Origin of the sequence: Nocardia sp. NPDC051756 (genome assembly GCF_040681495.1) — a bacterium.
Classification (GTDB): Bacteria; Actinomycetota; Actinomycetes; order Mycobacteriales; family Mycobacteriaceae; genus Nocardia.
On record NZ_JBFAYV010000001.1, the window covers coordinates 1,179,961 to 1,198,090 of the forward strand.

Genomic DNA, 18,130 nt, shown 5'->3' on the forward strand with positions numbered 1-18,130 from the left:
CCGCGTTCCGGCGGAAAACTCGGCCGGTGATCCTGTTTGAACAGGGAAGTTCTCTATCACGCGCACTGCCTCTCGGATCAGGTCACTCTGCCTGCGGCGGGCGGGGGCCCGCCGGCCAGGACACTGGCGACGCCCTCGGCGACCCGGCGCCGGCAACTGCGTTCGGATTCGATCGAGAGGAACGCGCGGTGCGCCGACACCACCACGTCCTCCCGGGTCAGCAGCTTGCGGGCGGTCGGATCGTGGTTGGGGTCCTCGGGCGTGAACACGTCCGACGCGAAACCGCCGAGCCGGCCTGCCTCGAGCGCCGCCAGGGCGGCGGCCGGGTCGACCAGCCGACCTCTGGCGGTGTTGACCAACAGGGCGCCCGGGCGGACCTCGGCGAGGGCGGCGGCATCGACGAGCCGGTCGGTCTCCTCGGTCAGCGCCGCGTGGACGACGACGGCGTCCGCGGTGGCGAACAGCTCGGCCAAATCCGTTGCGGCGGTTACCCCGTACCCGGCCATGAGATCGGGCGAGACGTAGGGGTCGTAGGCGATGATCGTCTTGTAGAACGCTTGTAGCTTGCGCGCGGTCGCGCGGCCGATGCGGCCGAAGCCGATGATGCCCGCGGTACAGGCCGAGACCCGGCGCGGAACGCCGCCCGCGTGGATGTTCCATTGATCGGCCTTGACCAGGCGGTCCTGGGTACAGACTTTGCGCTCCAGCGCGAGCAGCAGGGCAAGCGTGTGGGTGCTGACCTCGTCGACGCAGTAGTCGGGGACGTTGAACGAGACGATGCCGGTTCCGTCCAGCAGCGGTGCGTTCAGGTTGTCGATGCCGACACCGCTGCGCGCGATGACCCGGCAGGTCGGCTCGATCGCCTCGAGCAGTTCCCGCGTCACCTGACAGCGATAGATCACCAAAGCATCGGCGCCACGCACATGGTCATGAAAGTCGTTACCCTGCACCTGGTATCGACCGTCGAACAGTCCGAGGCGCAGGTCGATATCGGCGCCGAACACGGAGCGTTCGATATCGGCTCGGGCGAGATCCGGCTGCCCCTGGTCGTCGAGTGCCCAGGCGGGATCGGTGTAGACGACGCGCAATCTTGTCTCCCGTTGTGACGCAAGGTGTTTCTCAAGAGTCGTAACCCCAGCCGCGACTGTCGCGGCGGCCGCGCCGCACAGTCGACACGGCGGCATAGGTATTGGTGAGCTCGTACAGGTCGAGGTAGCCGAGATGTCGTCCGGAGCCGAGCTTGATCAACGCGCCGTCGCCGGTCCAGCGATGCGTGACGAACGGCGCGACCCAGGCCGACGCGTCGACCGCCAGCTCCGAATGTCGGTCCTGCCCTGCGGCATCGGTCCAGTGCAGCGTGGGCGATCCGGCGGTCACCAGGTAGTGGGACTCGGCCGGTTCGCAGAGGTTCGCGCCGCCGTCGCCGGACACGCGCAGGAAGAGTCCGGTGAGATCGGGCAGGTGCGGGGCGGACGCCAGCGAGGTGACCCCGTAGCCCTGGAAATCGCGTATTTCCTTGCGGCACTCCGCGATGTCCTTGAAGGTCTTGCCCACGGCGTCGTGTCTGGTCGCGGGGCGGAGCAGCAGCCGGTAGTCGAAGCCGAATGTTGTTCCCAGGTCACGTAATAACGCGAGGGTGCCCTCATCGAGCGCCGCGGTCAGATCGTTCGGCCGGATACCCAGCGCCTCGGCGGCGGACTCGATGGTGTGTCCGCGGCGAGAAAGCAGCAGGGTGGCGACGGTCTGCGGGGTCAGGCTTTCGTCGAGCCAGCCGAGCATCGCATTCGCGGCGGGATCGGACCAGTCGTTGAAGTCTTCGATGAGCCCGGCAAGGGCGGACTGGCCGGTGTAAGAAACGATGCGCGCCGGGGTGTCGGACGCCAGCGAGTAGGTGTGCGGGCAATAGGACGGTTCGACATAGGAGTCGCCGACGATCCAATTGTCGTCATCGGGATTGGCGCTGATCACCTGCCAGGTCGCCGCGCCGAGTTCCGCGCCCCACCGCCCGTGGATATCGCCGGGCCCGAGATTGATGGTGATGGCTGGTTCCAGGTGCCCATTGTTCAAGGCCGGCAATCGGTCGGCGGGACAGAGGATATCGAGAATGACCGGCGCGACCGCGCCCTGTGGCGCCGCCATTGTGTAGTAGTTGTAGAAGTGAATGCCGTCGCGCTGAATAGGACGCCGGGTAGCGCGCAGATCCTCGGCCGTGCGGACCAGCACGGTCAGATCGGAGCGACCGCTGGCGACCAGCTGCTCAGGGCTGATCTGTAGTGCTCTGGCCAGCGCGTCGGCGACCTCGTCCGGCCACTCGTCGCCGACGGACAGCAGTTTCTCGAAATGCCCGTGGTCCAGGCCGACGGCTTCGGCCACCTGCCCGGTCGTCATTTTCCTGGTGTTCAGCCAGTGCATGACCTTGTAATTGTCAACGCGCATAGTCTCTCTCCGCGGTCCCGGCCAATAGGCGCGTCAGGCCCTCCCCGTCGACCCGACGGGGATTGTTTCCCGCGCGGTCGTAAGCGAGTGCCTCGGTGGCGATCCGAGTTGCGTCGTGGCGAATGTCCGGGGCCGGCGGTAGCGCGGGCGACCGCACGAGCGCCTCGATATTCCGGGCCAACTCGTCGACAGTGCCCACGCCTGCCGCCTGCACCACCTGGGCGATCGCGCCGTGCACTCGATCGGCTCCGCGTGGATCGGCGCAGTCGTCGCCGACGAGTGCGTTGTAGCGCAGCACCGACGCGAGGGTGAGCCCGCAGGCATGGCCGTGGCTCAGTCCGTAGCGAAGCGTCAGCGGGTACGAGATCGCATGGCACACAGTGGTTCCCGCGATGGCGATCGCGCGTCCGGCGAAGTGCCCGGCGAGCAGGGCCGCGTGCCGGTCCGCCGATCCCAGGCCCGCGTGCGGCTCGTCGAGCAACTCGGCCAGCAGCGACCACGCGGCCGCGCCCAGCCATTCGGACCGCTCGTCGGCCCGGATCGACCAGGCGCCCTCCAGGCCCTGCGCGAGGGTGTCCAGCAGGCAGCTGACGAGATGGGCCTCGGGCAGTCCGATGAGCAGGTCGGGGTCCAGAATCGCCGTCGCAGGCTGGAGCGCGGACCCGCGCAGGGAGAGCTTGCGGCCTCGGTCGCGGTGCCAGATCGTGGCGAACGGCGTCGCTTCCGCACCGGTCCCCGGTGTGGTCGGCAGCGCGATGATCGGCGGCACATCCTCCGCGCCCGCGTCCTCGGCGCACATCCGCACCACCAACTGGGGAGTGGGATCGGGGCGGACCGACAGCGCCGCAGCGGCTTTGCCCGCGTCCATGACGCTGCCGCCGCCGACCGTGACGACCACGTCGGCGCGATGCGCCCGCACCTCGCGGGCGAGCCGCGCCACGGATTCGGGTGTCGGCAAGCCGGATTGGGTCACGACGTGCAGCGGGAAGGTCCCCAATGCCGCCAGTAGCGGTTCGGACCAGCTGCGGAGGGCGAAGCCACTGCCCGCGATCACGAGCACGCGGGGAACCCGCGTCCGGGCCGCGGCGGCCACGACGTCGGCGGCGACCTCGGCGGCGCGCATTCCGACGATCGTGCGCGGCGAGTCGAGCAACAGGGTGCTGACCCGGACCTGGGCGGCGTCCATCGACCACCTGCCTCCCACGAACGACGAGAACTACCGCAGGGCACCGTGATACGGACTCCGGCAACATCTCGGGCACCGCCGGCCGGTCGCCGTGGCGACCACGAACCGGGCAGTCCCGATGATGTCCCCCCGGTGTACGGACGCGGCTTTTTGCGTGAATACACGGTACCGTAGGGCGGTTGAATATCGGCGAATATCCGAGTTCGCCGTCCCACCAGTTCCGTGGCATTGCCGGAACTCACGGCGCCGAAGGTGCGACAGATGACCGATGGCTACCGCGAGCAGGTTTCCCGAAACCAGTTGAGGTTCGCGACAATTGCGCAGGCGTACGCGGGCGGTCAGGCGCGCCGCCTGGACGTGGAACTGCTCGCCGAGATGATCCGGCCGTTGGCCTTCGAACGGGCCCTCGACGTCGCCACCGGGACCGCCGCCGCGGCCGCCGTGGCCGCGAAAGTGGGTGTGCGGGCGAAGATCGTCGGCGTCGACTCGTCGGTGCAGATGCTCGAACAGGCGCGCGCCAACGACGGGGTCAGCGGCGTGCAGCTGGTGGTCGCCATGGTCGAGGAGCTGCCGTTCGCGGACGACACCTTCGATCTCGTCATGTGCACGCGCGCCCTGCACCATGTGCAACGACCGGACATCGTCGTCGCCGAGATGGCGCGGGTGGTCCGGCCGGGCGGTCATGTCATCGTCGCGGACAACGTCACCGGCCTGTCCGGCGCCGCGCACCTCCGGTTCGAGGAGCTACAGCGCCTGCGCGACCCGGGGCACGCCTGCACGCTCACCGAGCGTCAGCTCATCGACCTGCTGCTGGACAACTCGCTCGACATCGTCGAAGGCCACCGGACGACCAGTTTCCGGCCGCTGGCGGAATGGCTCGACGACGGCGGCGCGGGGCCGGACGAGTCGGCCGAGATCCGGCGACAGTTGTTGACGCTCGGGCAGATCGACGACGACGGCACCTTCGGGACGACCGTCGCGACCGAGGCGGGCGAGGTCACCGGGCTGCGGCAGGCGATGTCGTGGATCACGACGCAACGGACCCGGATCTAGCCCGGAGACACCGGCCGCGCCGTAGCATGGACAAACCTGACTTCTGGGGGTCACACCGTGGACATCGCGTCGCTGGATGCCGGCATCGACGAGCAAGAACTCATCGAGTTCACACAGCAGCTCGTGCGGACCCATGCCTTACACGAGGAGGGCAGGGGCGAGCGCGCGGTAGCCGCCTTCCTGCTCGCCAAGATCGAGGAATGGGGTTGGCGCGCTGAGTTTTTCGATGCCGGCGGCCGGCCGAACATCGTGGTGACGTTGAACGGCGGCGGTGGCGCGGGCCCGACCTTGGCCTTCGAAGGTCACCTGGATGTGGTGACCGAGGGCGATACCGGCCAGTGGACCGTCGACCCGTACGGCGGCGAGATCCGCGACGGAAAGCTCTACGGCCGTGGCTCCGCCGACATGAAAGCCGGTGTCGCGGCAATGCTTTACGCCGCACGGGCCGTGCAGCTGTCCGGTCCGTTCCCCGGTCGGATCCGGCTGCTCATGCTGTGCGACGAAGAGGGCATGATGACCGGCGCGAAAGCGGCGGTGGCCCAAGGCTTCGTCCGCGACGTCGACGGGGTGATCTGCTGCGAGCCGGAAGGCGATGAGGTGTGCCCGATTTCGAAGGGCGCGATCCGGCTGCGGGTGGAATTCACCGGCGTGATGAGTCACGGCGCGATGCCGTTTCAGGGCCGGAACACGGTGCCCGCCATGGCCAGGGTGGTGCTCGGCCTGGCGGCGCTCGAGCGCAAGCTGATCGCGGAGGTGGGGAGTACGCCCGCGCTCGGCGCACCCTCCATCACGCCGACGGTGGTGCAGGCCGGCACCGCGGAGCAGATGAACGTGATCTGCGGGACCAGCTCGCTCTACCTGGATGTGCGCACCGTGCCCGGGGTGGATCACGAGATGTTGCTGAAGCGGATCGGCGAGTGCATCGATACCGCCGTCGGGGAGTGCGAGATCGGCTCGGCGGTCACGGTGATCGATGATCGCCCGTGGGTCGAAACCGGTTCGGACACACCACTTGTCACTGCGCTGGTGAGGGCGCACGAGCGGGTCAACGGTGTCCGGCCGGTGCTCGGCGGCGTGCCCGGCACCACCGACGGCACCATCCTGACCCATTTCGGCAACGTCCCGAGCGTGGTATACGGGCCAGGTGGCAAGTGGATCGCCCACATGGTCGACGAGTACGTGGAGGTGCATGACCTCAAGCGGTACGCGCTGGCGTATGCCGTTGCCGCACAGGACTTTCTGCATCAAGGCTCGCAATGAGCCCGGCCGAATCGATCGAGCGGTTGCCCTTGACGCCGGGGCAGCACCTGCTGGATTTCCTCGAATCGATCCGGCCCGGCGGGGCGGCGGAGGCGTTCAATATCTCCTTCCGGCTCACCATCGACGGAGCGCTGGACCGGAATCGGCTGTTCGACGCGATCGCTCGGACGATCGAGCGGCATGACGCACTGCGCACGGCCATCGTGCGTGGTCGTGGCATGGACGAGCAGGTCATCGGCTCCGACATCGAACCCGAGACGACGGTCGAGCGGGTGTCCGGCGCGTCCTGGGATGCGCCGGACATCGCCGGAAAGCTGGTCGAGCACAACAACTCTCCCTTCGACCTCGCCCTACCGCCGTTGGTCCGCGTGCTGTTGCTCGAACGCGCATCGGATCAGCGGCTACTCCAGGTGACGGCGCACCACAGCGTCGCCGACGCATGGTCCCTGGAAGTGCTGAAACGCGATATCGGGCGGTTCTACCGCGCCGCCGCCGGACTGGAACCGAAACCCGAACCGCCCGCGGTGCGCTACGGCCGGCTCGTGCTCGACGAACTGGCCGCGCTGGAGTCACCGGAGGCGGACGCGGCCCGCGCGTTCTGGCCGGAATACCTTGGCTCCCTGGAGGTTCTGCGCATTGCCGCGAAGGCGTCGCCGGACGACCGGGCGATCACCTGTCGCGGCGATCGTCGATGGACGTCCGCGGAACTCGCCGCGGTGCGCACGCTGGCCGGAAAGCTCCGCGCGACACCGTTCATGGTGATCGCCGCCGCGTACGGCTTCATCCTCGGACATCTCAGTGGATCCGCCGCGTACCTCATGCCGACCTTCAGCCACGGCCGCAAGGATCCGCGGTTCCACGAGTCGGTGGCGATGCTCTTCAATCCGTTCATGGTCGCGTTCCGCTGGTCGCCGGAGCTGTCCTTCGCCGATCTCGTCGCATCGTTCAAACAGAACTGCCTGCTGGCCTATCGATTTCAGTGGTACCCCTTCATCGAGGTGCTGGAGGACTGCCCGGATCTGTCCGTCGCGCTGATCGATCCGCACAGCGCCCTGTTTCCGGTGCAGATGCTGAATGTGCCGAAGGCGTCGGTGGGGGAGTCGCTGTTCGGACCCGAGTGCGTCGCCGCGGATTACGCGCTGCGCGCGACATCGGTGGGCAATGTGCTGCCGATCGACGGCATGCTCACGATCAAGGGAACACAGGAGGCGATGGCCATGACTTTCAATGCGGCACAGCGCTTATGGAACGACGAATTGGCCGCCGCCATGTGCGCGAGCGTGGTCGACCTGTGCGTCGAGGCCGCGCAGGATCCCGGCGTCGCCCTGCATCGGCTGGCCGGCACCATCGACCGCCGCTTCGACCGCGATATGTGGAGCGTCTGATGGGACATTCGCGAGTGGCCGTGGTGGACGGCGCGAACGGCTACGTGGCCAGTAATACGATCTGCGCGATGCTCGAACGCGGCATTCGGGTGAAAGCGCTGGCCAGAGGGGCCCGGACGCGCGTCCCAGAGGCGCTCGAATCGGCGACGATCATCGACGGGGAGACACTGCCCGACGTCACCGAGCTCGAGACCTACGACTGCGAACTCACCCAGGAATACCTGGGCATCAACGACTTCGAAGCGGCGGCGATCTTTTCCGAACCCTGCGATTTCTGGCATTTCGCTGCCGCGGTAGACCTTTCGCCCAATCGGCCCGCGCTGCTTCAGGACGTGAACACCAGGGGAACCGAGCGGGCGCTGCGACTGTTCGTCGAACACAGCCGGCCGGGCTCCAGGTTCTTCCTGATCAGCACCGCCTACGTCGGCGGGGTATCGGACACGCCCAGCGAGGAGACCTGGCTGCCGCCCACCGACGCCACCCAGTATCGGACCGTCTACGAGGCGACCAAGTGCGGCGGCGAGCTGGTCTTCCGCGATTTCATCCGCGAGCACCACATCGATGGCGCGGTGTTCCGCCTGGGGCAGGTGGTCGGGTCGGCCAAAACCGCCCACACCACTTCGGATTTCGGCATCTACAACTTCATGTCGAACATGAAACGAGTCGCGCGCCGATTCCCCGGCGGCGACGCCGCGGTGCAAGTGGCCGACGGGGCGACGCTCAATCTCGTCCCGATCGATACGACGGTGGAGTGGTTGCTGGGACTTTCCGAGGCCGAGAATCTGCCGCAGATCGTCAACCTGACCGACCGCCTCGGCGTTCGAGCCGACGAAACGGTCCGCATGATCGGGGCCGGCCTCGGCATGACGCTGCGCCCCGTCACCCCGCGGGAATGGGACGACGGCACGCTCACCGCACTGGACCGAGCCGTCGCCACCCGCATGGCCTACACCGGCAAGTACCTGCTGGAACGGATCGAGTTCGACCGCCGCAACCTCGAGTCCGCCCTCACCGTCCCGGACGAGGCCTGCGATCTGGCCCTGCTCGAACGACTGATCGCCTGGTACCTGAAGTAGATACCCCTTGCCAGAACGCAGTGATCTGGATCACAATTCGGTGACGGTTATGCCGATTCCACCTGAAACCTTTCCAAATGCTTTGCGAAGTCTTTACTATTAGCCAGACCTTCGCGTCACCCGGGTCGCCGCTCTCGAGCGGTTGAGCTACGCCCGCCGCTCGCTTTCGATGCCAGTACATGTTCCACCGATGAACCGGGACGGTCCACGTCCGCCCGGCGAAGGAGAAATATGTCCACCGACACCGATTCCGCACCACGGACGTCGCTGCGCCACCTTGCTTTATCCGAACGTCTGGCCGGTATCGGCCGCCATGATCTGCCCGCCTCGATCGTGGTTTTCCTGGTCGCGCTGCCGCTTTCCCTCGGCGTCGCGGTCGCCTCCGGCGCGCCCGTCGCCGCCGGTTTGATCGCGGCGGTGGTCGGCGGCGTGGTCGCGGGGCTGGTCGGCGGGTCGGCGGTGCAGGTGACCGGGCCGACCGCGAGCCTCACCGTGATCGTCGCCGCGAGCGTGCATCAATTCGGCTGGGCCGCGACGTGTTTCATCACCGTCGGGGCCGGCGCCTTGCAGATCCTGTTCGGGCTCAGCAGGATTGCCCGCGGTGCGTTGGCGATCGCGCCGGTGGTGGTGCACGGCCTGCTCGCCGGGATCGGCGTGATCATCGCACTCCAGCAGGTGCATGTGCTGCTCGGCGGCACCTCGCTGAGTTCCTCGTTCGACAGTCTCGTCCAGTTGCCCCATCAGCTGATGTCGGTGCATCGCGGCGACCTGCTGATCGGCGTCGTGGTGATCGTCATCCTGATCGCCTGGAAATTCGTGCCGCTCCCGGTCCGGTCGGTGCCGGGACCGCTGGTCGCGGTGGTGATCGCGACGCTGCTGTCGCTAGCGCTGCCCACCCACGTCGAGCGGCTGGTGCTGAACGGTTCGCTGCTCGACTCGATCGGCCTGCCCTCGATTCCGGCGGGCAGCTGGACCGCGATCGCGATCACCGTGGTCACCATCGCGCTGATCGCCAGCGTCGAGAGCCTGCTCTCCGCGGTCGCCGTGGACAAGTTGCGCCCGGAGACCTCGACCGACCTCGATCGCGAGCTGATCGGCCAGGGCACGGCCAACATGGTGTCCGGCCTGCTCGGCGGGCTGCCGGTGGCCGCGGTGATCGTGCGCAGCATCACCAACGCGCAGGCGGGCGCGCAATCGCGGGCGGCGACCGTGCTGCACGGCGTCTGGGTGCTGCTGTTCGCGGTGGCGCTGGCCGGGCTGGTCCAGCAGATCCCGAAGGCGGCGCTGGCCGGGCTGCTCATCCTGATCGGCGTGCAACTGGTGAAGCTGGCGCACATCCGGCTCGCCCGGCGCACCGGTGATCTGTACGTCTACGTCGCGACCGTGCTGAGCGTGGTGTTCCTGAACCTGTTGGTGGGCATGGTGATCGGGCTCGCGCTGTCGTTCGCGCTGCTGCTGTGGCGGGTGGTCCGGGTGACGATCACCGCCGAGCCGGTGGCGAGCGCGCGGCGCTGGGTGGTGTCCATCGACGGCACCTGCACCTTCCTCGCGCTGCCCAGGCTGTCCGCGGAACTGGCGAAAGTTCCCGCGGGCGTGGCGGTCACGATGGAGATGACGGTCGACTTCCTCGACCACGCCGCCTACGAGCGGATCACCGAATGGGCCGCGCAGCACGAATCCGACGGCGGCACCGTCGAATTCGTGGAGATCGGCAGCGCCCGGATGGCCCGCGCGCTGGCCGGCCCGCCCGAGCGGGGGCACTCCAGGCAGGTCATCGACCAGGCGATCAGCCCGTGGCGGCGCACCGGCATCCGCGAGGACCCGATCGCGGCGGGCATCGCGGCCTACCACCGCAGCCACGCGCACCTGATGCGCCCGCACCTGGACGGGCTGCGGCACCGTCCCGACGCCGATTCGTTCTTCCTCACCTGCGCCGATGCCCGCATCGTGCCGAACGTCATCACCAACAGCGGGCCCGGCGACCTGTTCACCGTCCGCAACGTGGGCAATCTGGTCCCCACCGCGGGCAGTGACGTGTCGGTCGAGGCGGCGCTGATCTACGCGCTGGAAAAGCTGGACGTGCGCGCGGTCGTGGTGTGCGGCCACTCCGGCTGCGGCGCGATGGAGGCGCTGTACCGCGAGGTGCAGACCGGTCCCGGCCTGGGCGACTGGCTGGCCCACGCGCGGCCGAGCCTCGACCGGTTCCGGCTCGGGCACCCGGTCGCCGAGGCCGCCGCGCTGGCCGGATTCGGCGAGGTGGACCAGCTGGGCATGGTGAATGTGGCGCTGCAATTGGAGACGCTGCACGCGCACCCGGCGGTGCGGCAGGGGATTGAGGAGCGGGGCGTTTCGGTGTCCGGGCTGTTCTTCGACATCGCCACGGCCAGGGTGATCGAGGTGACCGTGGACGGCATCGCGGAATTCGACGACGAGGGCCGCCGTGTCGCCGCAGAGCCGGTTTAACCGCCGCGACGGTCCGGCGCCGCGTCGGCGCCTCGACAGGCGGGTCCGGACGTCGTGTTAACGCGTAGTTAGCACGATTCTCAGGCTTTGCTTAGTCTTTACTAATAGCCTTACTGAGGTTTAACACTCGACCCACTGGTGCGTCGAGTACTGCTTCACCGCGAGATGCCGGTTCGCGGTCGTGTGCCCTGCTGGACATGTTGATCGTCAACCGACCTCGGCCGTTGTGCCGGGTTCGGCGAAGGAGATAGTCATGGCTGTCGAAAACGATTTGGCCCCCCCGATTACACCCCCGGTCTCAGCGGACTCGGGTCGCGGTTCCGGACCCCTGTCCGATCGTCTGCAATCGATCCTCCGCCACGATGTGCCCGCTTCCATTGTGGTCTTTCTGGTCGCGTTGCCGCTGTCCCTCGGCATCGCAGTAGCCTCCGGCGCGCCCGTCGCCGCCGGTCTCATCGCCGCCGTGATCGGCGGCATCGTCGCCGGCCTGCTCGGCGGCTCCATTCTTCAGGTGAGCGGCCCGGCGGCCGGGCTCACCGTCGTCGTGGCCGAGTCCATCAACCAATTCGGTTGGAAAACAACCTGTTTCATCGCCGCCGCGGCCGGCGTCCTGCAAATCCTGTTCGGGCTGAGCCGGATTGCCCGCGCCGCGCTGGCCGTCGCGCCGGTCGTGGTGCACGCGATGCTCGCCGGCATCGGCATCACCATTGCGCTGCAACAGATTCACGTGCTGCTCGGCGGTTCGTCGCACAGCTCGGCGTGGAAGAACCTCACCCAGCTGCCGAGTCAGCTGATGTCGCTGCACGGCGGCGACGTGTTCATCGGCGCGGTGGTGATCGCGATCATGCTCGGCTGGAAGTACGCGCCCGCCAAGCTGCGCGTCGTCCCCGGACCGCTGGTCGCGGTGTTCGCGGGCACCGTGCTCGCCATGGTGCTGCCGACCGGCGCCGAGCGAATCGTGTTGAACGGCTCGCTGTTCGACGCGATCGGCCTGCCGGAGCTGCCGCGCGGCGACTGGTCCGCCGTGATCCTCATGGTGATCACCATCGCGCTGATCGCCAGCGTGGAGAGCCTGCTGTCCGCGGTCGCCGTGGACAAGATGCACTCGGGTCAGCGCACCAACTTCGACCGCGAGCTGATCGGCCAGGGTTCGGCCAACGTGCTCTCCGGCCTGCTCGGCGGCCTGCCGGTCACCGGCGTGATCGTGCGCAGCGCGACCAACGTGCAGGCGGGCGCGCGCAGCCGCGCGTCGGCGGTGCTGCACGGCGTCTGGATCCTGGTGTTCTCGGTGGCGTTGGCCGGTGTGGTGCAACAGATTCCGAAGGCGGCGCTGGCCGGCCTGCTGATCGTGATCGGCATCCAGCTGGTCAAGCTGGCGCACATCCGGATGGCCCGGCGCACCGGTGATCTGCTGGTCTACGTCGTCACCATCGCGGCGGTGGTCTTCCTCAATCTGCTGGAGGGCGTGCTGATCGGCCTCGCGCTGGCCTTCGCGCTGCTGCTGTGGCGGGTGGTGCGGGTCGCCATCAGCGCCAGGCAGATTCCGGGTTCGCAGCGGTGGATGATCACCATCGACGGCTCCTGCACGTTCCTCGCGCTGCCGAAGCTGTCGGCGGAGTTCGCGAAGGTGCCCGCCGATGCCGATGTCACCGTCGAGATGACCGTCGACTTCCTCGACCACGCCGCCTTCGAGGCCATCGAGGACTGGGTGCGGCAGCAGGAAAGCAACGGCGGCAGTGTCGATTTCGTGGAAATCGGCAGCGCCAGGATGGCCTACGCGACGGCGGGCCCGCCGTCGCGCAGCTTCGGGCGCGCGGTGTGGACCGACATCCTCGGTCCGTGGCGGCGCAACGAGCACGCCGACCCGATCGCGGCCGGCGTGGCCGCCTATCACCGCAGCCACGCGCACGTCGTCCGGCCGCACCTGGACGAGCTGCGGGACAGCCAGGATCCGGACTCGTTCTTCCTCACCTGCGCGGACTCGCGGATCGTGCCGAACATGATCACCAACAGCGGACCCGGCGACCTGTTCACGGTGCGCAATGTGGGCAATCTGGTTCCGGCCGTTGGTGATCCGTCGGTGGACGCCGCACTGGTCTTCGCCCTGGAGGAGCTGAACGTTCGTTCCATCGTGGTCTGCGGCCACTCCTCGTGCGGCGCCATGAAGGCGTTGCACTCCGGCGCCCAAGCCGGTCCGGAAATCGACAAGTGGCTCGCGCACGCCCATCCGAGCCTGGACCGGGTCCGGCGCGGACACCCGGTGGCGATCGCCGCCGCTCGGGCGGGCTTCGGCGAGGTCGACCAGCTGAGCATGGTGAACGTCGCCGTGCAGCTGGAAAACCTGCAACGGCACCCCGCGGTCCGGGCGGCCGTCGCCGAGCGCGGCGTGACGGTGTCGGGCCTGTTCTTCGACATCGCCAGCGCGCGGGTCATCGAGGTCACCGAGAACGGGCTGGCGCACATCGAGGACGAGGCGGGACATCGGGTCACCCCTGAACTCGTCTGAGCAATGACCGCCGAGCCCGCCCGAACTGTCCGATTCGGGCGGGCTCGACGTTTGCGACCTGGGCCGGACCGGTCGGTCTCGTACGCTGGGAAAGGTGACGGCTGACCTGGAGACAAGATCGACGCAGACGGGCTGGCGCGCCTTCCGGGCCCGCATCGCCGCGCGACCTACGCTGAACTTCGCCTATCGGGTCGGGGTCGCGTTGGCCGGCACCGCGGTGCTCGCCGTCGGAATCGTCACGATTCCCTACCCCGGACCCGGCTGGGCGATCGTGTTCGCCGGACTGGGCATCCTGGCCACCGAATTCGCCTGGGCACAACGGGCACTCGGCTGGCTGCGGGACAAGTACCGGCAGGGTATGGCGTGGTATTCCGCACGGGGTGCCGCCATGCGCGTGTTCGCGGCGGGCGCTACCTTTGCGCTGGTTGTCGCGACACTATGGATATTGGGCACGTTCGGGATGGTCGGCAGCTGGATCGGAGTCGAGTGGCAATGGTTACGCAGTCCCCTGAAATGGTGAACACGGTTCCCGGGCGCACGTTGACCCAGCCGGACTGGCTGGCGGCACGGATCGCCGAGATGGGGCATTCGTGGGGGACGACGTCGCCGCGCATCGCGGGCACGCTGTGGTGGTGCATGGTCGCCTCCGCGCTGGTCGAGCAGATCGCGCGCGCGTACGCCCGCGACGAGCGGGCCGTCGAGCCGGTGCTCGACCACTTCGACTGCGAGGTCCGCCCCGACGGCGGCGTGGAGCGCATCCACGTGCTGGCCGAGCCCGACGAGGCCACCGAGCCCGGTGCGGCACTGCGGGAAACCCTTGCGGCCGTGATCGGTCCGGTCGCCGAGGTCTCCGGCGCCGGCGTGCCGTCGCTGTGGGCGATCGTCGCCGATGCCGTCGGCAACCGTGCCCTCGACGCCGGCTCCCCAGACGCGGGCGCCCGACTGGCGACCGAGATCGGCGGCAAACTCCCCACCCCCCGTTTCGTCGACATCGGCGGCCGCACCTTCGTCAAACGCATCTCCTGCTGCCTCGTCTACGAGGTCCCCAACTGCGAAATGTGCACCAGCTGCCCGAAACGCCCGTCCGCCGACCGCCAGGCGAGGCTGGAAAAACTGGCTGCGGACACCTGACCGACAGCCGTAGATTCACCAGTCGACCATCGTTTTCGCCAGACCCCACCACTGATTTCGCAAGCACATGGGTAACTCACCGGGAACCGGCTGACTTATCCACCACCGCACCGCCAGTCGCCGACGTCACTCTCTACCCACCTGAATCCGGCCTGAACACCCGGAGAGGCGGGCGAGCGTGCGCGTGGGGGTGGGCATGCCGATAGCATGGTCGCGCCGGGGCACGGTGTGCCCTGGCCATGATCCGCGGGGATGTCCCCGCACCCGAGAAACTCCAAGGAGAGCACCGCCGTGACCACCTCAGCCCGCACTGCCCCTGCCGCCCTCGTCCGGGTGCCGGCCGGGACGACGGCGGGTGCCGCGGTGCGCGAGGCCGGGCTGCCGACCAAGGGCCCGGACACCATCGTCGTCGTGCGCGACGCCGAGGGGCTCAAGGACCTGTCCTGGACCCCGGACACCGACGTCGAGGTGGAGGCGGTCGCCGCCGACACCGAGGACGGCCGCAGTGTGATCCGGCATTCCGCCGCACACGTGCTGGCCCAGGCGGTGCAGCAGGAGTTCCCGGAGGCCAAGCTCGGCATCGGCCCGCCGATCAAGGACGGCTTCTACTACGACTTCCAGGTCGACAAGCCGTTCACCCCGGAGGATCTGGCCAAGCTGGAATCCCGGATGAAGAAGATCGTCAAAGGCGCGCAGCGCTTTTCGCGACGCGTGGTCGAGGTCGAGGAGGCCCGCGTCGAGCTGGCCAAGGAGCCGTTCAAGCTGGAGCTGATCGGCGACAAGTCCGGCATCGACGACCCGGAGGTCATGGAGGTCGGCGGCAAAGAGCTGACCATCTACGACAACTTGGATCCGCGGACCGGTGATCGGCTCTGGGGCGACCTGTGTCGCGGCCCGCACATCCCGACCACCAAGTTCATCCCCGCGTTCAAGCTGACCCGCAGCTCGGCCGCCTACTGGCGCGGCGATCAGAACCGCGAGGACCTGCAGCGCATCTACGGCACCGCCTGGGAATCCCAGGAGGCGCTCGAAGAGTACCTGCACCTGCTCGCCGAGGCCGAACGCCGCGACCACCGCAAGCTCGGCCTGGAGCTGGACCTGTTCAGCTTCCCGGACGAGCTCGGCTCCGGTCTGCCGGTGTTCCACCCCAAGGGCGGCATCATCCGCAAGGAGATGGAGGAGTACTCGCGGCGTCGGCACGTGTCCGCGGGCTACGAGTTCGTCAACACCCCGCACATCACCAAGGGGCACCTGTTCGAGGTCTCCGGCCACCTGGACTGGTACCAGGACGGCATGTTCCCGGCGATGCACCTGGACGCGGAGCTGAACGAGGACGGCACCGTCCGCAAGCCCGGCCAGGACTACTACGTCAAGCCGATGAACTGCCCGATGCACAACCTGATCTTCCGGGCGCGCGGCCGGTCCTACCGGGAACTGCCGTTGCGCCTGTTCGAGTTCGGCTCGGTCTACCGCTACGAGAAGTCCGGCGTGGTGCACGGCCTGACCCGGGTGCGCGGCATGACCCAGGACGACGCGCACATCTACTGCACCAAAGAGCAGATGCACGCCGAGCTGACCAGCACCCTGCACTTCGTGCTCGACCTGCTGAAGGACTACGGTCTCGACGACTTCTACCTGGAGCTGTCGACCAAGGACCCGGTCAAGTTCGTCGGCTCGGACGAGCTGTGGGAAGAGGCGACCGAGACCTTGTCCAAGGTGGCCTCGGCCTCCGGGCTCGAGCTGGTGCCGGATCCGGGCGGCGCCGCGTTCTACGGGCCGAAGATCTCGGTGCAGGTCAAGGACGCGCTCGGGCGCACCTGGCAGATGTCGACCATCCAGCTGGACTTCAACCTGCCGGAACGGTTCAACCTCGAATACACCGCCTCCGACGGCACCAAGCAGCGGCCGGTGATGATCCACCGCGCGCTGTTCGGCTCCATCGAACGCTTCTTCGGCGTGCTCACCGAGCACTACGCCGGCGCCTTCCCGGCCTGGCTGTCGCCGGTGCAGGCGGTCGGCATCCCGGTCGCGGAAGCCTTTGCGCCGCACCTGGACAAGGTGATCGAGCTGCTGCACGACGCGGGCGTGCGGGCGCAGGTCGACCGCAGCGACGACCGGATGCAGAAGAAGATCTTCAACAACACCGCGCAGAAGGTGCCGTTCATGCTGCTGGCCGGCGAGCGGGACGTGAACGCGGACGCGGTGAGCTTCCGGTTCCGCGACGGTACCCAGGTGAACGGGGTGCCGGTCGCCGACGCGGTCGCCACCATTGTGGAATGGATCGCGAATCGGGAGAACGCTTCGCCGACCGCGGAGGGCTTCGAGATCAAGGGTGCGCAATGAGTGATCGCACGGCGCCGGACGGGCTCTCCGAGCTGAACGACGCCGATCAGGGCCGCATCGTCGATCGTGGCGCGGGCGAACCCGATCGGCTGCAACGGCTTTGGACGCCGTACCGGATGTCCTACATCGCGGAGGCGGCCTCGACCGACCCCGCGTCGACCGGGCATCCGTTCACCGACATCCCGAAGATGTCCGACGAGGACGGCCTGGTCATCGCCCGCGGTGAGCTGGTGTACGCGGTGCTGAACCTGTACCCGTACAACCCCGGCCACATGATGGTGGTGCCCTACCGCAAGGTGGCCAACCTCGAGGACCTCACGCTGGACGAGGGCGCCGAGCTGATGGCGTTCACCCAGCAGGCCATCCGGGTGATGAAGCAGGTGTCGCGGCCGCACGGCTTCAACGTCGGCCTGAATCTCGGTGGCGTGGCCGGTGGTTCGCTCGCCGACCACCTGCACCAGCACATCGTCCCGCGCTGGGGCGGCGACGCGAACTTCATCACCGTGGTCGGCGGTGCGAAGGTGATGCCACAGCTGCTACGCGAGACGAGGGCGCTGCTGTCGGCAGCCTGGAAGGAAGTCGACTAGAAGTGCTGAGCTTCTTCGGCCGCGATACGTTTGCCAAAGCGACTGCGCCGCTGGGCAAAGCGCTGGTGAGCACCGGGCTCACGCCGGATGCGGTGACGGTCATCGGCACCACCGCGTCGATCGCCGCCGCGGTCACCCTGTTCCCGTCCGGACATCTGTTCTGGGGGACCATGGTGATCTGGTTGTTCGTCATGTTCGACATGCTCGACGGCGCGATGGCCCGGGCGCGCGGCGGCGGCACGAAGTACGGCGCGGTGCTCGACGCCACCTGCGACCGGATGGCCGACGGCGCGATCTTCGGCGGATTGGCTTGGTGGGCGGTCTATCACGAGCAGCACAAGCCGTTGTTCGCCGCGACGCTGGTGGTGCTGGTGACCTCGCAGGTGATCTCGTACGCGAAGGCGCGGGCCGAGGCGAGCGGGTTGTCCGCCGACGGCGGGATCATCGAGCGGCCGGATCGGTTGATCATCGTGCTGGTCGGGGCCGGGCTCACCGGGATCGGCGGGTACTGGGGCCTGGACTGGCTCACCTACGCGGTGCATGTCGCGATGTGGATCCTCGCGGTGCTCAGCATCGTCACGGTGGCCCAGCGGGTGCTCGCGGTGCGCCGGTCGCCGGGCGCGCGTGAGGTGATCCCGCTGGCCAGACCGGCCGCACCCGAAAACCCTACGGCCGGAACGGCGAACGCGACGTGAGACCGCCAT

At 68.0% G+C, this 18,130-nt stretch carries 14 protein-coding genes; 11 read left to right on the plus strand and 3 right to left on the minus strand.

What is annotated here, in order from left to right:
• Window positions 1-77 precede the first annotated feature (77 nt).
• The 3 genes from AB0M22_RS05850 to AB0M22_RS05860 are packed head-to-tail and all read right to left on the minus strand — an operon-like array spanning window position 78 to window position 3,622.
• Complete coding sequence (locus AB0M22_RS05850) at window positions 78-1,088, minus strand: C-terminal binding protein (protein WP_364721515.1); 1,011 nt, start codon at window positions 1,086-1,088, stop codon at window positions 78-80.
• Between the two features lie 31 nt (window positions 1,089-1,119).
• Entirely contained in the window at window positions 1,120-2,436 is a 1,317-nt protein-coding gene (locus AB0M22_RS05855; protein WP_364721517.1) for a histidine kinase, read from the minus strand.
• The gene (locus tag AB0M22_RS05860; RefSeq protein ID WP_364721519.1) at window positions 2,426-3,622 is read right to left on the minus strand and encodes an iron-containing alcohol dehydrogenase; all 1,197 of its coding nucleotides are present in this window, start codon (window positions 3,620-3,622) and stop codon (window positions 2,426-2,428) included. The genes AB0M22_RS05855 and AB0M22_RS05860 overlap by 11 nt, the downstream gene beginning before the upstream one ends.
• 261 nt (window positions 3,623-3,883) lie before the next feature.
• Between AB0M22_RS05860 and AB0M22_RS05865 the strand changes: the two genes are divergently transcribed.
• The 11 genes from AB0M22_RS05865 (at window position 3,884) to pgsA (ending at window position 18,121) form a co-directional block, all read left to right on the plus strand.
• On the plus strand, window positions 3,884-4,675 hold the full coding sequence (locus tag AB0M22_RS05865; RefSeq protein ID WP_364721521.1) for a methyltransferase domain-containing protein: 792 nt from the start codon (window positions 3,884-3,886) through the stop codon (window positions 4,673-4,675).
• 57 nt (window positions 4,676-4,732) lie between these two features.
• Entirely contained in the window at window positions 4,733-5,935 is a 1,203-nt protein-coding gene (locus AB0M22_RS05870; protein ID WP_364721523.1) for a M20 family metallopeptidase, read from the plus strand.
• The gene (locus AB0M22_RS05875; RefSeq protein ID WP_364721525.1) at window positions 5,932-7,320 is read left to right on the plus strand and encodes a condensation domain-containing protein; all 1,389 of its coding nucleotides are present in this window, start codon (window positions 5,932-5,934) and stop codon (window positions 7,318-7,320) included. The genes AB0M22_RS05870 and AB0M22_RS05875 overlap by 4 nt, the downstream gene beginning before the upstream one ends.
• Window positions 7,320-8,396: an SDR family oxidoreductase gene (locus tag AB0M22_RS05880; RefSeq protein ID WP_364721527.1), complete on the plus strand. Its 1,077-nt coding sequence runs from the start codon at window positions 7,320-7,322 to the stop codon at window positions 8,394-8,396. The genes AB0M22_RS05875 and AB0M22_RS05880 overlap by 1 nt, the downstream gene beginning before the upstream one ends.
• 231 nt (window positions 8,397-8,627) lie before the next feature.
• Entirely contained in the window at window positions 8,628-10,859 is a 2,232-nt protein-coding gene (locus AB0M22_RS05885) for a bifunctional SulP family inorganic anion transporter/carbonic anhydrase (RefSeq protein ID WP_364721529.1), read from the plus strand.
• Between the two features lie 253 nt (window positions 10,860-11,112).
• Window positions 11,113-13,365, plus strand: coding sequence for a bifunctional SulP family inorganic anion transporter/carbonic anhydrase (locus tag AB0M22_RS05890; protein WP_364721531.1), 2,253 nt, complete (start codon window positions 11,113-11,115; stop codon window positions 13,363-13,365).
• Window positions 13,366-13,459: 94 nt separating this feature from the next.
• Window positions 13,460-13,885, plus strand: coding sequence for a TIGR02611 family protein (locus AB0M22_RS05895; RefSeq protein WP_364721533.1), 426 nt, complete (start codon window positions 13,460-13,462; stop codon window positions 13,883-13,885).
• Window positions 13,879-14,496, plus strand: coding sequence for a (2Fe-2S)-binding protein (locus AB0M22_RS05900; protein ID WP_364721535.1), 618 nt, complete (start codon window positions 13,879-13,881; stop codon window positions 14,494-14,496). The genes AB0M22_RS05895 and AB0M22_RS05900 overlap by 7 nt, the downstream gene beginning before the upstream one ends.
• A 291-nt stretch (window positions 14,497-14,787) precedes the next feature.
• The gene (gene thrS, locus AB0M22_RS05905) at window positions 14,788-16,839 is read left to right on the plus strand and encodes a threonine--tRNA ligase (protein WP_364721537.1); all 2,052 of its coding nucleotides are present in this window, start codon (window positions 14,788-14,790) and stop codon (window positions 16,837-16,839) included.
• A complete protein-coding gene (locus AB0M22_RS05910; RefSeq protein WP_364721539.1) occupies window positions 16,836-17,426 on the plus strand; it encodes an HIT domain-containing protein in 591 nt (196 codons plus the stop codon). Before thrS ends, AB0M22_RS05910 begins: the two co-directional genes overlap by 4 nt.
• A gap of 2 nt (window positions 17,427-17,428) precedes the next feature.
• Window positions 17,429-18,121: a phosphatidylinositol phosphate synthase gene (gene pgsA, locus AB0M22_RS05915; protein ID WP_364721541.1), complete on the plus strand. Its 693-nt coding sequence runs from the start codon at window positions 17,429-17,431 to the stop codon at window positions 18,119-18,121.
• The last annotated feature ends 9 nt before the right edge of the window (window positions 18,122-18,130 follow it).

Coding starts and splice junctions, on each gene's coding strand:
- AB0M22_RS05855 (WP_364721517.1), bottom strand. CDS start 2,436: ATGCGCGTTGACAATTACAAGGTCATGCACTGGCTGAACACCAGGAAA.
- AB0M22_RS05860 (WP_364721519.1), bottom strand. CDS start 3,622: ATGGACGCCGCCCAGGTCCGGGTCAGCACCCTGTTGCTCGACTCGCCG.
- AB0M22_RS05865 (WP_364721521.1), top strand. CDS start 3,884: ATGACCGATGGCTACCGCGAGCAGGTTTCCCGAAACCAGTTGAGGTTC.
- AB0M22_RS05875 (WP_364721525.1), top strand. CDS start 5,932: ATGAGCCCGGCCGAATCGATCGAGCGGTTGCCCTTGACGCCGGGGCAG.
- AB0M22_RS05880 (WP_364721527.1), top strand. CDS start 7,320: ATGGGACATTCGCGAGTGGCCGTGGTGGACGGCGCGAACGGCTACGTG.
- AB0M22_RS05885 (WP_364721529.1), top strand. CDS start 8,628: ATGTCCACCGACACCGATTCCGCACCACGGACGTCGCTGCGCCACCTT.
- AB0M22_RS05890 (WP_364721531.1), top strand. CDS start 11,113: ATGGCTGTCGAAAACGATTTGGCCCCCCCGATTACACCCCCGGTCTCA.
- AB0M22_RS05900 (WP_364721535.1), top strand. CDS start 13,879: ATGGTGAACACGGTTCCCGGGCGCACGTTGACCCAGCCGGACTGGCTG.
- AB0M22_RS05910 (WP_364721539.1), top strand. CDS start 16,836: ATGAGTGATCGCACGGCGCCGGACGGGCTCTCCGAGCTGAACGACGCC.